This is a genomic window from Pedobacter sp. GSP4 (genome assembly GCF_051857575.1).
Classification (GTDB): domain Bacteria; phylum Bacteroidota; class Bacteroidia; order Sphingobacteriales; family Sphingobacteriaceae; genus Pedobacter.
In genome coordinates this window covers 22,575-37,124 of the sequence record NZ_JBPZIR010000010.1, presented here as the reverse complement: position 1 = coordinate 37,124, position 14,550 = coordinate 22,575, and the positions used below count along the sequence as shown (strand labels likewise).

Annotated in this window: 14 protein-coding genes; all 14 read left to right on the top strand. The window is 42.6% G+C overall.

Going from position 1 to position 14,550, the window contains the following annotated elements; genetic code table 11:
* The first annotated feature begins 41 nt into the window (after window positions 1-41).
* Complete coding sequence (locus ACS5PU_RS20810) at window positions 42-674, top strand: hydrolase (RefSeq protein ID WP_439461094.1); 633 nt, start codon at window positions 42-44, stop codon at window positions 672-674.
* Window positions 675-692: 18 nt separating this feature from the next.
* Entirely contained in the window at window positions 693-2,075 is a 1,383-nt protein-coding gene (locus ACS5PU_RS20805; protein WP_439461093.1) for an alginate export family protein, read from the top strand.
* A gap of 11 nt (window positions 2,076-2,086) precedes the next feature.
* Entirely contained in the window at window positions 2,087-2,827 is a 741-nt protein-coding gene (locus tag ACS5PU_RS20800) for a M17 family peptidase N-terminal domain-containing protein (protein WP_439461092.1), read from the top strand.
* A 36-nt stretch (window positions 2,828-2,863) separates the two neighbouring features.
* A complete protein-coding gene (locus ACS5PU_RS20795; RefSeq protein ID WP_439461091.1) occupies window positions 2,864-4,756 on the top strand; it encodes an amidohydrolase in 1,893 nt (630 codons plus the stop codon).
* Window positions 4,757-4,758: 2 nt separating this feature from the next.
* Entirely contained in the window at window positions 4,759-5,193 is a 435-nt protein-coding gene (locus ACS5PU_RS20790) for a DoxX family protein (protein WP_439461090.1), read from the top strand.
* Between the two features lie 18 nt (window positions 5,194-5,211).
* Window positions 5,212-5,685 (top strand): Dps family protein, encoded by a 474-nt coding sequence (locus tag ACS5PU_RS20785; protein ID WP_439461089.1) that lies wholly within the window; start codon window positions 5,212-5,214, stop codon window positions 5,683-5,685.
* Between the two features lie 12 nt (window positions 5,686-5,697).
* Window positions 5,698-6,378, top strand: coding sequence for a YoaK family protein (locus ACS5PU_RS20780; RefSeq protein WP_439461088.1), 681 nt, complete (start codon window positions 5,698-5,700; stop codon window positions 6,376-6,378).
* Window positions 6,379-6,387: 9 nt separating this feature from the next.
* Window positions 6,388-8,694: a tetratricopeptide repeat-containing sensor histidine kinase gene (locus ACS5PU_RS20775; RefSeq protein WP_439461087.1), complete on the top strand. Its 2,307-nt coding sequence runs from the start codon at window positions 6,388-6,390 to the stop codon at window positions 8,692-8,694.
* 5 nt (window positions 8,695-8,699) lie between these two features.
* A complete protein-coding gene (locus tag ACS5PU_RS20770; protein ID WP_439461086.1) occupies window positions 8,700-9,632 on the top strand; it encodes a ring-cleaving dioxygenase in 933 nt (310 codons plus the stop codon).
* Between the two features lie 5 nt (window positions 9,633-9,637).
* Window positions 9,638-9,940 (top strand): GNAT family N-acetyltransferase, encoded by a 303-nt coding sequence (locus ACS5PU_RS20765; RefSeq protein WP_439461085.1) that lies wholly within the window; start codon window positions 9,638-9,640, stop codon window positions 9,938-9,940.
* A gap of 4 nt (window positions 9,941-9,944) precedes the next feature.
* Window positions 9,945-10,559 (top strand): alpha/beta hydrolase, encoded by a 615-nt coding sequence (locus ACS5PU_RS20760; RefSeq protein WP_439461084.1) that lies wholly within the window; start codon window positions 9,945-9,947, stop codon window positions 10,557-10,559.
* Between the two features lie 6 nt (window positions 10,560-10,565).
* On the top strand, window positions 10,566-11,192 hold the full coding sequence (locus tag ACS5PU_RS20755; protein WP_439461083.1) for a TMEM175 family protein: 627 nt from the start codon (window positions 10,566-10,568) through the stop codon (window positions 11,190-11,192).
* Between the two features lie 26 nt (window positions 11,193-11,218).
* Complete coding sequence (locus ACS5PU_RS20750; protein ID WP_439461082.1) at window positions 11,219-12,160, top strand: D-2-hydroxyacid dehydrogenase family protein; 942 nt, start codon at window positions 11,219-11,221, stop codon at window positions 12,158-12,160.
* Window positions 12,161-12,805: 645 nt separating this feature from the next.
* Window positions 12,806-14,461: a sigma-54 interaction domain-containing protein gene (locus tag ACS5PU_RS20745; protein WP_439461081.1), complete on the top strand. Its 1,656-nt coding sequence runs from the start codon at window positions 12,806-12,808 to the stop codon at window positions 14,459-14,461.
* Window positions 14,462-14,550: the final 89 nt, after the last annotated feature.

Sequence of the window (14,550 nt, the reverse complement as noted above, 5' to 3'; positions counted from 1 at the left end):
ATGTTTCTTGGAACAGTGAGGGAAACAAAAAATACTTAATTATGAAACCATCACCAGATTTATTATCCCCAGAAAATCACGCATTAGTATTAATCGATTTTGAAGGACAAATGGCTTTTGCCACAAAAAGTATCTCTATTACAGAACTTCGCACCAATGTGGCTATTGTTTGTGGTGCATCTAAAATCTTCAATATCCCAACTATTGTAACAACAGTTGCAGAAGAATCGTTTTCTGGACCTGTTTTCCCTGAGCTGGAAGAGTTTTATCCACAGGCAACATCAAACTACATCGATAGAACTTCGATGAATACCTGGGAAGACGGACCAGCCTACAATGCAATTGTAGCACTTGGAAAAAAGAAAATTGTTTTGGCAGGCCTTTGGACCGGTGTATGTATTGTTGGTCCGGCTTTATCGGCCTTAACCGAAGGTTTTGATGTTTTTGTAATTACCGATGCCTGTGGTGATGTAAGCGATGAGGCACACGAGCGTGCAGTGCAGAGAATGGTACATGCCGGTGTAAAACCAATAACTTCTGTACAGTATCTGCTCGAACTACAGAGAGATTGGGCCAGAACAGCAACTTACGAGCCTGTAACCACCTTAATGAAAAAATATGGCGCGGGTTATGGCCTTGGTATCCAATATGCACACAAAATGATAAAACACTAATTGCTGTTTAGCATCAAAATGAGCATTCATTATCCCCATTTGGCAATTAAATTGGCTATTTGCATTTGCTGCTTTTCAATAGCAACTGCCTTTGGTCAGGGCATTAAATTAATGCGCTACGATGAGGATTATAGTAATTTGAAAGATTCGGTCAGGAACTTTTACAACACCTTAAAGTTCCTGCCACTTTCTGCCGATAAAAAAGTATACCTCAGTTTTGGTGGCGAAATTAGGGAAGAGTTTGGCGGGAAAATAAATGAGGATTGGATCAAAGATCAGGGTTTCAATTCTTCTTTTTTACAGCGCTACTCAATTTATGCTGATTTAAATGTTGGCGAGCGGTTAAGGTTTTTTGCTCAGGTAAACAGCGCCCTCGAAAACGGAAGTAAGTATGGGCCATCTCCGGTTGATGAAGACCAGCTTGCCGTTGAAAATCTTTTTGCCGAATACCGGATACTGAAAAGTTCCTCGGATAAAATGGCTTTGCGTATAGGCAGGCAGGAAATCAATTACGGATCGGGCAGGTTAATTTCCGTGAGGGAAGGTACCACTGTGCGGCAGTATTTTACTGGCGCCAAATTGATGTATGCGAGTAAACGGTTTTCGCTCGATGCATTTGTTTTAGAGGCAGATGAAGTTAATTTCGGGGTATTCGACAACCGTCCAAGCCATCAGGCCAACCTTTGGGGCGCTTATTCAAACCTCAATATCCAACAAGGTGGAAACTTCGATTTCTATTATTTAGGGATTAGGCGCGATCATGCAGAATTTGAGGAGGGCATAGCCAAAGAAATGAGGCATACCCTGGCTACCCGCTATTGGAAAAGCGGCGGTGGTTTTATCTACAACTTAGAAGCCGCCTATCAGTTTGGTAAATTCGGAAATGGCCATATCGATGCCTGGACAATGGCCATCGAATTTGGATATACTTTTGAGCAAAGCAGATTTAAACCATCAATAAACCTGCGCAACGATTACATTTCGGGCGATCAGAAAGCAGGAGATGGAAAACTGCAGACTTTTAACCCATTATATCCAAAAGGAGGTTATTTTGGGTTTAACCCACTCATCGGACCAGCCAATTTTATCGATCTACATCCATACCTAACACTAAACTTAACAGATAAATTAAGTGCCCAGGCTGATGTTGTTTTCAACTGGAGATACGCTACCCAAGATGGGATTTATCGCCCGAGCGGAAATTTTAACACCGCAGGCTCACTTTCCAGTCACCGTTTTATCGGTACAACTTATCTGCTCAGTGCAGATTATAAATTCAATAATAACCTTTCATTCAGTTGTGGAGGGCAGTATTTCAAGGTTGGCGGTTTCATAAAAGATATTGTAGCCCTTTCTGATAATTCAAAGTTTTTTAATGCCCAGGTATCATACAAATTTTAAACAATAAAAAAATGAAAAAAAACTTCACTAAACGGTCAGCACCCGCAAGCCTAATCATTAGGACAGCGATAATTATATTTTCTGTATGCTTTGCAGGAACAGCATTTGCCCAAACAACCACAGCATTAGGAACGGCTAAAGTTTGGGGTACGGTTGATGGAATTGCCATTGAAGGCATTGTTCAAGGTCCGTCGGCGCAGCTTAGCGATTTGCAGATTGCCTGTGTTTTCGAATATACCGAGGGCGATATTTATAATTCACCGCCTGCACTTCCACCGGCCTTAAATGGATTGGTACACTTGGATCAGGATATGAAAGGCCTGATAACCGAAATCCGCAAAAGCGGTAAATTTATTGGCCATGCTTACGAAACCCTTTTAATTTCTCCACCAAAAGGTACAATAGGGGGCAAGCAGCTGCTTTTAATCGGCCTTGGCGACCGGAACAAGTTTACCCCCGAACTGATGACCAATGTAGGCACCATAGCCATGAGAGAAGCACTCAAACTAGGTGTAAGCAATTTTTCTTTCGCAAGCGACCTTAAAGATGCGGGCATCGATTCGCCAACAGCCCTGGTTGCTGGCAATGTTGTAAAGGGCATTTTCGGTGCTTACAGAACCCAAAGCTGGTTGAAAGAAAAAAACATGGCCACATTTAAACCCGTGTCAAAAGTTATCTTTTTGGCTGGTCCGGCATTTTTTACCACCGCTGGGCAGGGAATCCAGGAAGCCATTACAGCCATTAAAAATTAATATCAACAACAGATCGATACCTAAAAAGAAAATACAATGACTGCAGATATCATTTTATTCAATGGTAAAATACATACCATTGCCAAACACAAACAGGAAATAACAGCCGTGGCCATTAAAGATGGGAAATTCATCGCTGTGGGTAGTGATCAGGAGGTGATGAACTTCTCTGGCTCAACCACCCGGTTGGTAGATTTAGGCAAAAAAAGGGTAGTTCCGGGAATTAACGATTCGCATATCCATCTCATCCGTGGTGGATTAAATTATAACCTCGAGCTACGTTGGGATGGAGTGCCATCACTTGCCGATGCCCTGCGGATGCTTAAAGAGCAGGTAGCTATTACCCCTTCGCCGCAATGGGTACGCGTTGTAGGTGGCTGGTCGGAATTTCAGTTTGCGGAAAGAAGAATGCCCACACTCGAAGAAATAAATGCCATTGCACCCGAAACGCCTGTTTTTATCCTGCACCTGTACGACCGCGCTTTTATGAACCGGGCGGCACTTAAAGCGGTTGGTTATACCAAAGACACACCAGCGCCTCCAGGTGGCGAAATTCAGCGGGATGCAAAGGGAGAACCTACCGGATTGATCATTGCCAGTCCGAATGCCATGATTTTATATTCCACTTTGGCTAAGGGACCAAAACTTTCTTATGAACACCAGGTAAATTCTACCCGCCATTTTATGACAGAACTTAACCGTTTCGGTATTACCAGTGTAATCGATGCCGGTGGAGGTTTTCAGAATTTCCCTGATGATTATAAAGTGGTAAACGAACTGAACGAGCAAAAACAGCTCACTGTGCGTATTGCCTATAACCTGTTTACCCAGCGCCCAAAGCAGGAGTTTGAAGATTTTGACAATTGGACAAACACCGTAAAACTTTATCAGGGAGATGATATGTACCGCCACAATGGTGCAGGCGAAATGCTGGTTTTTTCGGCTGCAGATTTTGAGGATTTTCTTCAACCAAGGCCTGATCTTAATGAAAACATGGAACCGGAATTGGAACGCGTGGTGCGCTTACTGGTCGAAAAAAGATGGCCCTTCAGGCTGCATGCCACCTATAACGAAAGCATTGGCCGGTTTTTAAATGTTTTCGAAAAGGTAAACCAGGATATTCCCTTTGCAGGCCTGCCCTGGATATTCGACCATGCCGAAACCATTGATGAAAGAAATATAGAACGCGTAAAAGCTTTGGGCGGTGGTATTGCGGTACAGAGCAGAATGGCCTACCAAGGCGAATACTTTACCGAACGTTACGGCGCAAAAGCTGCGCTACAAACTCCACCGGTAAAAAAGATGCTCGAAATCGGAGTTCCTGTTGGCGGTGGTTCTGATGCCACGCGTGTAAGCAGTTATAATCCATGGGTTTCTATGTTCTGGTTAACCGCCGGTAAAACAGTTGGTGGCTTAAAAATATACAGTGAAGAAACCGTACTATCCAGAGAAACTGCTTTAGAGCTGTATACCAGGGGCAGTGCCTGGTTTTCTAACGAACAGCAGAAGAAGGGCGATATTGCCGTAGGCATGCTGGCCGATTTGGCGGTTTTAAATCACGATTACTTCGAAGTTGCTGATGAGCAGATTAAAAGTATCGAAGCCGATTTAACCCTCGTTGATGGTAAAATTGTGTATGCCAAAGGCGATTTTTCTTCCTTTTCGCCACCAAAAATCCCAATCCTGCCCGATTGGTCGCCTACCAATAGCTATAACGGATACTATTCGCCAGCTACACATAAAACCAATCAGCAGGGAAAAACAAAAGGAGCTACCGGAACCGGCTCTGTACTGGCTGCGGTGCATGCCTGTACGGGCAGTTGCAATGTACACCAGCACAATCACGATGCGGTAAGGACCAGTAACCTGCCGGTAAACAATTACACCGCATTTTGGGGCGCATTGGGCTGCTCATGCTTTGCATTTTAATTATGGAAAATATCATCAAATACCTGCTTTATTCTGATTTAGGATCAGAGATAAATAACTGGGCAGTACTCATTTTCAGGGTGCTGCTCATGCTCGAACTCTTTAGGGTTCATGGAATGAAAAAGTTCAGGGTTCAGAATGGAGAAAGAGAGCATGTGCCCAATCCCCTTGGTTTGCCCGATAAACTAAATGGTTTGGTGGCTACATTTTCTGATACCGTTGTACCCCTGCTCGTAACTATAGGATTTGGCACAAGGCTTTTTCTGCTGCCATCAATTGGCGTAACAGCCATTGGCTACTTCGTGGTGCACAGAAAAGATTCGGTCGAGGTTAGGGATGTACCCTACATGTACACCTTGGCCATGCTATTTCTATGTGTAATCGGCTCAGGAACTTATTCAATAGATCATTATCTACTCAATACATTTTTTAACTAATACATAAACAACAACATCATGGAAGCTAAAATTGGAATCAGCGCAGATCACCTTGCCGAGGTGGCACATTCACTAAGTAAAATTCTTGCCGATGAATATGTGTTATACACCAAAACACGTAAGGCCCACTGGAATGTAGAAGGACCGGATTTTTACAACAAACACAAGTTTTTTGAAGAGCAGTATACCCAGTTGGAAGATATTGTGGATGAAGTAGCAGAACGGATCCGCAAACTGGGTCATTTTGCACCCGCATCACTTAAACAGTTTTTAGAATTAACCCACTTAACCGAAGATGATCGCGGTAAAAATGATGCCTTAAGCTATATCAAGGTACTGCTGGCAGATCACGAAAGCATTTTAATCCATTTAAGGGAAAACATTGATAACTACGCCAGTGCGCTAAAAGATGCTGGAACCAGCGATTACATTACTGGCTTAATGGAAACACACGAAACCATGGCCTGGATGTTAAGGGCACACTTATCCTAAAATTTAATCACAATGGAAGAAAAACAGAGCAATATCTGGTTTGTTACCCTGGTATTAACCATCATAGCGGGTTATTGCGATACAATTACCTTCGTTGCAGCCGATAAAATTTTCTCGGCGCATGTTACCGGAAACTTTATTGTATTCGCGTATCAGATGATCAAAGGTTCTGATGGCGATGCATGGATCAAGCTGTTAACCTTCCCGGTATTTATGCTCTCGGTTATGGCCGGAGGCTGGATAACAGCAAGGTTTTCGAACAGGCATTTTCTGCTTTTATGCGAAGGCATTGTCCTGCTGGCTGGTGGCGCAATTGCCTATTCGCTTGGTTATATCGATCATAGCGAAATTACCTGGCCGATGTATCTGGTTACCATGATCGTGGTTTTTGCCATGGGTTTGCAAAATGCCTTCGGGAAACTGTACGCAAAAGAAACCTACGGACCAACAACCATGATGACCGGTAATGTAACCCAGTTTGCGCTCGATATCAGGGCTTTCTGCAATTCAGGTTTTAAAAATGCCGATTTCCTTTCGGGCGTAAACAAGGGCTTAATTACCCTTGGTGGCTTTTTAATAGGCTGCATTTTAGGTGCCTGGGTTGGGCAGCTTTTTGGCCTGGCAGGTATTGTGCTACCTGGTATTGGAATGATTGTTTGCTATTACAGCACAAAATCAGAGAAAACGGTTTAAGCTTTAAATATGCCGATCAGAAATAATACCACCGGTTTGTGCAGTATCAAAATCAGAATTTTGAGCCTCATTTTCTTGCTAATTATCCCTGTCTTTGCAAAAGGACAGGGCATTAGAACCCAAGCTGAGGCAGAAGCAGGAAGCAAAAACCTGCGCAGACTGGGACAAACAGAAAAGAAAGTCGATTTGCTGATTGATATGGGAACCTATTACCTCAACCTGCCCGGAGAAATTAAAGCCGATTTATCACTTGCCTCTAATCTCGAGCAACAGGCTTATGGTTTAGCAAGCAAAATCGAATATCCCAAAGGAATGGCCAGGAGCATGGTACTCAAAGGAAATATCCTTCGCGAATCCGGGAATAAAGCTGCTGCTACCAGCACGTACCAGCAGGCCATTGCATATGCCGGCAAACTGAATTTAAAAGATGAACTGGCAGAGGCTTATGCCGCTACGGGCAACCTATTTGGTAATGAAGGAAAAGATCTCGAAAAAAAGATCAGCTACAATGAAAAATCGTTGGCTTTGTACCGCCAAACCGGTAATAAGCTCGAAGAAGGTAATTCGCTCAAAAATCTGGGCGATTATTACAACATAAAGGGTCAGCCCGCCTATGCCATTAAACTGATGGATTCATCACTCGCGGTTTACAAAGCTATTGGTTTTAAAGAACTGCAAGGCGTTTACAATAATATGTGTATTACCAATACCAGTCTCGGTAATTTTTCTGAAGCTTTGAAATACGGTCTGTTGGCTGAAAAAACTGCAGATCAACTGGCCGATACCAGCTTGCAGCGAAGTTCGATCAACAACCATTTAGGGCTTACCTATTACTATCTGCGCAATGATCAGAAAGCGCTCGGTTACTGGTTAAAGGCCAGGAAAATTGCTGAGCGGTATAAAGATGCCGGTTATATGCAAACCATCATCGCCAATATAGCCACCATACTCGTTAGAATGAAAAAGTTTGAAGAGGGGATAGCCGCACTGAAAGAGCTGATCAGGAAATATCCACCTACCGATACACAGATGAAACTGCGCATCCCCTATATTTTGTTCAATACCTATTATGATATAGAGCAATATGCAAAGGCCGAACCTTACTTTAAAGTGCTGCTCCAGTTTCATCACGATTTACCCAAAGATGATCCGAACCAGATTTATTTATACCGGAGCATTATCCGGAACCTGATCCATAACAAACAATTTTTAGCGGCCGATGGCTATTTAAAAGAACACGAAAAGCAGAGTATACAGCAAAAAAACTTACTGGCGCTTTCCCAGCTGCACCGGCTTTGGTTCGATGTAGATTCTGCGCTGAACAAACCCTGGTCGGCAGTTGCGCATTATAAAACCTATAAAAGATTAACAGATTCCATTTGGAACAACGAAAAGAACAAACAGATTTCGGGCTTGGAAATTGAGTTTCAAACAGAACAAAAGGATAAGGATATTGCCCTGCTCAGCCAGAAAAACCAGTTGCAGCAGGTGCGCATCGGAAATGAAGAACGCGTACGCTACATCTTTATTGCCGGTTTATTGGTGGCAGTACTGTTTGTTGGGTTGATTTATAACCGCTACCGCTTAAAAAAGCGCAGCAACCACATCCTCGAACAAAAGCAGGGCGAAATCAATATGCAGAATGCACTGCTCAGAAAAATACTCGATGAAAAAGAATGGCTGCTCCGCGAGATACACCACCGGGTAAAAAACAACCTGCAGATTGTAATCAGCCTGCTCAATACGCAGTCGGCTTACTTAGATAACGAAGATGCACTCGTAGCTATCCGGAACAGCCAGAACCGGATGCATGCCATGTCGCTCATCCACCAAAAGCTTTATCAATCCGATAACCTGGCCGAAATTGACATGAAATGGTACATCAAAGAGCTGGTCGATTATATGATCGAATGTTTTGGTACCGATAAGAAAATCCAGTTTACGCTGGAAACAGAAGCCATTAAACTGGATGTTGCCCAGGCAGTTCCGCTGGGTTTAATCCTGAACGAGGCCATTAGCAATGTAATCAAATATGCTTTTCCAAACAATGAAAAAGGCAAGGTGCACATCTCTTTCCTGTTTATCGGAGAAGAGCTTTGCGAACTGAAAATTGCCGATAACGGAGTTGGTCTGCCGAAGGGGTTTGATCCCGAAAATACCGAATCGCTAGGCATGAGCTTAATGACCGGCCTTACCGAACAGCTTAACGGCGATATTAAAATGTGGAACGATAAAGGCCTGGTGCTCGATGTTATTTTCAAAAGGCACAATGAATTAATTACAGAAAACGCAGAAATATTAATAAATAAAAATTAAACGATATGAACAATATTTTAGGTTTGCACCACATTACCGCTATTGCAGGTAATGCGCAACAGAATTTCAACTTTTATACCAGGACATTGGGTTTAAGGTTGGTTAAAAAAACGGTCAACTTTGACGATCCAGGTACCTATCACCTGTATTATGGGGATGAAACAGGATCAGCAGGCACCATTCTTACCTTTTTTCCATGGGATGGAATAGGTCAGGGTACCGAAGGTGTAGGTATGGCCACAGAAATTGGTTATTCCGTACCCGAAGGCAGCCATGCGTTCTGGTTAGAAAGGTTTGGAGCCGCAAATGTTAAAACAAAAGAAATTACAGAACGGTTTGGCGAGCAGGTACTTGATTTTAAAGATCCTGATGGCCTCTCGCTAAGCTTAATTGTGCCAAAAACTACCGATATAAGAACAGCATGGGAAACCAGCGACATTAAAAAAGATACTGCAACCAAGGGCTTTCACAGTACCACCTTAACCTTGCAAAGTATTGATGAAACCGCAAAGGTACTTACCGATCTGTTTGGTTACCGTTTATTGGCCCAAGAAGAAAACCGCTACCGTTTTATCACCGATACCGTAGATAATGCAGCAATTGTCGATCTGTTGGAAGTTCCATCAGGGCATAGGGGCCGTAATGCTGCCGGTACAAACCATCATGTTGCCTTCCGCGTTAAAAACGAAGACATTCAGATGGAGCTGAGAGAAAAGATTTTAAGTAAAAACCTGCAGATCACCCCAAAAATAGACCGCGATTATTTCTACTCATTATATTTCCGCGAACCGGGAGGCGTACTGTTCGAAATTGCTACCGAAAACCCAGGTTTTACTGTTGATGAACCTTTAAACGAGCTGGGCACACACTTAAAGCTACCGCACCAGCACGAGCATTTACGCGAAGATTTAGAAAAATTACTTCCAGAATTAAAATAGAAAAAATGGCTCAGGTAAAATTAAATATACAGCAGGGCGAACCAAGTTCGTTCGATGTTTACGATGAAGACGGAAAAGTTGGCGAAATGATTTTCGATATCAGCGGTTCCGATTTAACCGTTTATCATACCGAAGTAGACCCCGATAAAGAAGGTTTGGGATATGCAAAAATGTTGCTCGAAGCAATGGTTGCCTATGTGCGCGAGAATAAACTGATGGTGATTCCGATGTGTCCTTACGTGCATATGCAGTTTGCAAGGCACGAAGAACTTTACAAAGACATCTGGAACAAAGTAAAAGAGGAGTAAAAACATGAAAGAAATAATCAAATCAGGGAAAAGTTTTGATCAGGCAGAAAAAGTACTGATCATGATCCATGGCCGTGGCGGAACGGCAGAGGATATTTTATCCATATCAGCACATTTAAATGTGGCCAATTTTGCACTTGTTGCACCCCAGGCGGTAGGAAATACATGGTATCCGCAATCATTTTTAGCGCCCCGTACAGCCAACGAACCCTCGCTTTCAAACGCCTTAAAAACGATAAAAGACACTGTTCTTTATTTGGAAGAATCAGGTTTTTCAAAAGAACAGATCTACTTTTTAGGCTTTTCGCAGGGAGCCTGCCTAACATTGGATTTTGTTGCTGCAAATGCTGCCCGTTATGGTGGTGTTGTGGCTTTTACCGGTGGCCTTATTGGCGAACAGGTAGACCACCGCAACTATCATGGCAATTTTGATGGCACGCCGATCTTCATTGGCAGCAGCGATCCTGATATGCATGTTCCGGTATCCAGGGTGAAAGAATCGACCGTTTTACTCGAAGAAATGGGCGCACTGGTAACCGAAATTATTTACGAAAACATGGGGCATACCATTAGTCATGCAGAAATTGCACAGGTTAACAAGTTGATTTTTAACGATTAATTTAAAATGGAAAAAGAAACGGGTAGGATAGAAGCTTTTAGCGATGGTGTTTTTGCCATCGCTGTTACGCTTTTGGTGCTCGAACTGCATATTCCTGATGCCAGCGAGGGCGCTAACCCCACACGTTTGCTCGAAGCACTGAAAATTCAGTGGCCGGGTTATATTGCTTTTATCATTTCATTTTTCAGCATTTTTGTGATCTGGGTTAACCACCACAAAATTTTTAAGCAGATTTACAGGCGAAACACAGGGCTCATGTTTGCCAACGGACTTATTTTGTTTCTGGTTTCGCTTGTTTCCTATCCAAGTGCCCTGTTGGCTAAGTTTTTCCTTACCGAATCCAAGCAGCTTTCCGTAACCATTTACACCGGCCTGTTTGTTTTGATTAACCTTGCCTTCAATTTACTTTGGCAACAGGCCACCAGGGATAAAAAATTGTTACGCCCAGGAATAAGCGATGCCGCCATCAGCCAGCTCAGGTACAATTATCTTTACGGTTTTCCAACTTACCTGGCTGCCTTTGCTGTTTCGTTTTTCTACCCGGATTTAGCCTTGGTGATCTGTATTTTGCTCTGGATTTTCTGGGCAGCTTCATCAAAGAAAATTAACTTTACCGAAACACCTGCTTCGTAATCCAAAGAACCTAAAACCAAAAAAAAATGTCAAAATATAAAATTGCCATACTCGATGATTATCAGGATGTAGCTAAATCATTTGTCGATTGGACAGCAGTTACACCTTATGCAGCTATTGAAGTGTTTACCGATCACCTGCATGGAGAAGATGAAATTGTAGCACGCTTAAAGCATTTTGATATCATTTGCGTGATGCGCGAACGCACGCCTTTAACGCCAGGTTTACTGATGCGCTTGCCCAACCTAAAATTAATCGTTTCTACAGGTGCCCGAAACCGTTCAATAGATGTAGCTGCTGCAGAAAAGCTAGGTATTGAAGTGCAGAATACCGGTTACTTAGGTCATGGCGCATTAGAACTAACCTGGGCTTTATTAATGGCTATCGCAAAGCATATTCCGCAAGAAAATGCTAATCTCCGCAGGGGTGGCTGGCAACATTTGGTAGGCAACGATTTAAAAGGGAAAACGCTCGGTATTTTGGGACTTGGAAATTTGGGTGCACAGGTGGCGGCAGTAGCAAATGTTTTTGATATGGATGTAATTGCCTGGAGCGAAAATTTAACGCCCGAAAAAGCCACTGCAGGCGGCGCCAGGTATGTTGATAAGCAAACACTTTTTCAGGAATCTGATTATTTAACCGTTCATATGGTGTTGAGTGAAAGGAGCAGGGGGATTGTTGGTGCAACAGATTTGGCTTTAATGAAACCCACAGCTTACCTCATCAATACCTCAAGAGGCCCATTGGTTGATGAAAACGCATTGATTAAAAGCATTGAAGAAAATAAAATTGCCGGTGCAGCTTTAGATGTGTTTGATCAAGAACCACTTGATACCGATCATCCTTTCAGAAAATTGAAGAATGTGCTGGCTACTCCGCATATAGGCTTTGTTACACAAGATACCTACCAGCTTTTTTATAATGATATTGTTAAAGTTTTACTGGCTTGGTTTGCCAAGAAACCCTAAAGACTAGGTAGAAAGCCGTTGTGGTAAAATCGCAATTGCGAGAAGGCTTTTTCAGCCGATAGCCTGCCCCGATTTTCGGGGAAGCAATCTAACCTGTAAAGATTGCTAGCATAAAAGAATGCTTCCTCGCAATGACGAACATTCTACTGGATATTTATATTCAAGAACTGACAATTGAAATGGTAGAACCATTATTGTTGTTTTAATTTTTTCGATTGTAGATTGTATTTCTTTCAATTGTAACTGTATAACTGTAGCCCTTATTTTAATTTCTGCCTACCCTAAGGTTAAGCACTTCGCATCATTCACTCCCACATTATTTCTATCAATCAATCATTCCCTCATTCAATCCTTCACTAACCTTACTACATTTCGTCTTCAAAATCGCCTTTTGGCGAAATATCGTGAAGCATTTATGCCTACAACAGCTAGCCCGCAACAATGGGGCAATATTATGGTGTTTGGCATGTTCTTTGACTTCGCGGCTTTGAACAAAAGCACAGTCACATCCCTACTCAATCAATGCTCAACCGATTCGAAATGATTAATAATCAGTTTAGGCTTGATCGTTTTGGCGATTGCTGTAAAGTTCAGTCACCTTAATATCCGAATTAATGTTTTGGGAGAAGATCAATTTTAGAAAGCATGAGAAACCAGGAAACAGATTATAGCGCAACTATTGTTGATGGCAGCAACACCAATGCCTATTTCGAAAGTCGGGCAGAAACAATAGCCGAACAAGAAAGGAATTTTAGCTTAAAAGAACTGTTTCAAGGTGTATTTGCTAAACTTTATCCCTTGTTTGCTATCGATTGTGGCGCATTGATCCTGTACAACCAACAACGGAACCACATTACCAGGGCCTATCTTGCCGAAGCTCCATCAGGCAATATATCCTGTATCGAAACCATTTCAGATCCCGTTAGCCTTTCGCTCATCACCAAAGAAATATCCGGTTTTGATTTTCCTGTACTAAAATCGAGAAAGGAGTGGATTGCCGATTTTGGCGAAAACCATTGCCTAGCCAATCATCCCACTGAATATCATTTTCATTGCTATATCCCTTTGGAGCATAACGGGCAGATTTTAGGTACTTTCGAACTGCATAACCAAAGCCGCGAATTGAGCGCAGAAGGCATAACTTTTTGTTGCAACATTGCCGATTTTATGGCAGGATTGCTGGCCGTAATCAACGAAAGAAATGTAGAAGCACCAGCAGCTACTGCAAGGCTAACCGAAACCAAATCAATAATTACTGATCAAAAAATTGTGCAGTTAAAAAATGAGATCGATCAATTGAATGCGAAATTGGCCGAGTACCTTATTTTTAAACCTGAAGCACCTACAGAATTGCTTACACACCCGCAAATTGTGGGCAGTAGTTCGGAGATGCAGGAAGTTTATAAACTGCTAAACCGCATTTCCACTTCAGAAACTACCGTGTTAATTTTGGGCGAAACCGGCACTGGAAAAGAGTTAATCGCTAAAGCCATTCATGATGCATCGCCAAGGAGCCAACAAACAATGGTTAAAGTAAATTGTGCCGCCATTCCACCTAATTTAATTGAATCTGAGCTATTTGGCCATGAAAGAGGGAGTTTTACAGGGGCCACCGAGCGGCGCATAGGCAAGTTTGAACAAGCGCACAAAGGCACAATTTTTTTAGATGAGATAGGCGAGTTACCGCTCGATTTACAGGTTAAATTACTGCGCGTTTTACAGGAAAGGGAAATAGAACGTGTTGGTGGGAAAACAACTATCGCAACCGATGTGCGCATTATTTCGGCAACCAATAGAAACCTGTTGGAAGAAGTGGAGGCGGGGCGGTTTAGGCGCGATTTATTTTACAGATTGAACGTATTTCCGGTTTCATTGCCACCGCTGCGGAACCGAAAATCGGATATTGGCTTGCTGGCCACTTTTTTTCTGGAGAAATTTGCCAAAAAATCCAACAGAACTTTAACGGGCTTTTCAAAAAAAGCCATCTCTACAATGATGGCCTATAGTTGGCCCGGAAATGTGAGGGAACTGGAGCATCTTATCGAAAGGCAGGTGGTAATGGCTGTGGGTAAAATCATTAAAGATGTGGAAATTCCGGGCGGCACTGCGTCGCCGTCATTGGCAGTAGCGCCCGTTAAAACCATTTTCGAAAACGAACGCGATCATATTTTCTCGGTTTTAGCACTATGCAACGGAAGGATTTCGGGTAAAAACGGAGCTGCTAAACTCTTGGGCGTTCCGGCAACCACACTGAATTCGAAAATTAAAAAACTGGGCTTAGCTAAAAAACATGTTTTTTAATTCAAGTCCCATCAAAGGTGCTTAAACACGAGCATTTTTAAACGGTAACTCACCAGCAATAAAATGGAGAAAGCATTATAAAAGCTTTC

Coding starts and splice junctions, on each gene's coding strand:
- ACS5PU_RS20810 (WP_439461094.1), top strand. CDS start 42: ATGAAACCATCACCAGATTTATTATCCCCAGAAAATCACGCATTAGTA.
- ACS5PU_RS20805 (WP_439461093.1), top strand. CDS start 693: ATGAGCATTCATTATCCCCATTTGGCAATTAAATTGGCTATTTGCATT.
- ACS5PU_RS20800 (WP_439461092.1), top strand. CDS start 2,087: ATGAAAAAAAACTTCACTAAACGGTCAGCACCCGCAAGCCTAATCATT.
- ACS5PU_RS20795 (WP_439461091.1), top strand. CDS start 2,864: ATGACTGCAGATATCATTTTATTCAATGGTAAAATACATACCATTGCC.
- ACS5PU_RS20790 (WP_439461090.1), top strand. CDS start 4,759: ATGGAAAATATCATCAAATACCTGCTTTATTCTGATTTAGGATCAGAG.
- ACS5PU_RS20785 (WP_439461089.1), top strand. CDS start 5,212: ATGGAAGCTAAAATTGGAATCAGCGCAGATCACCTTGCCGAGGTGGCA.
- ACS5PU_RS20780 (WP_439461088.1), top strand. CDS start 5,698: ATGGAAGAAAAACAGAGCAATATCTGGTTTGTTACCCTGGTATTAACC.
- ACS5PU_RS20775 (WP_439461087.1), top strand. CDS start 6,388: ATGCCGATCAGAAATAATACCACCGGTTTGTGCAGTATCAAAATCAGA.
- ACS5PU_RS20770 (WP_439461086.1), top strand. CDS start 8,700: ATGAACAATATTTTAGGTTTGCACCACATTACCGCTATTGCAGGTAAT.
- ACS5PU_RS20765 (WP_439461085.1), top strand. CDS start 9,638: ATGGCTCAGGTAAAATTAAATATACAGCAGGGCGAACCAAGTTCGTTC.
- ACS5PU_RS20760 (WP_439461084.1), top strand. CDS start 9,945: ATGAAAGAAATAATCAAATCAGGGAAAAGTTTTGATCAGGCAGAAAAA.
- ACS5PU_RS20755 (WP_439461083.1), top strand. CDS start 10,566: ATGGAAAAAGAAACGGGTAGGATAGAAGCTTTTAGCGATGGTGTTTTT.
- ACS5PU_RS20750 (WP_439461082.1), top strand. CDS start 11,219: ATGTCAAAATATAAAATTGCCATACTCGATGATTATCAGGATGTAGCT.
- ACS5PU_RS20745 (WP_439461081.1), top strand. CDS start 12,806: ATGAGAAACCAGGAAACAGATTATAGCGCAACTATTGTTGATGGCAGC.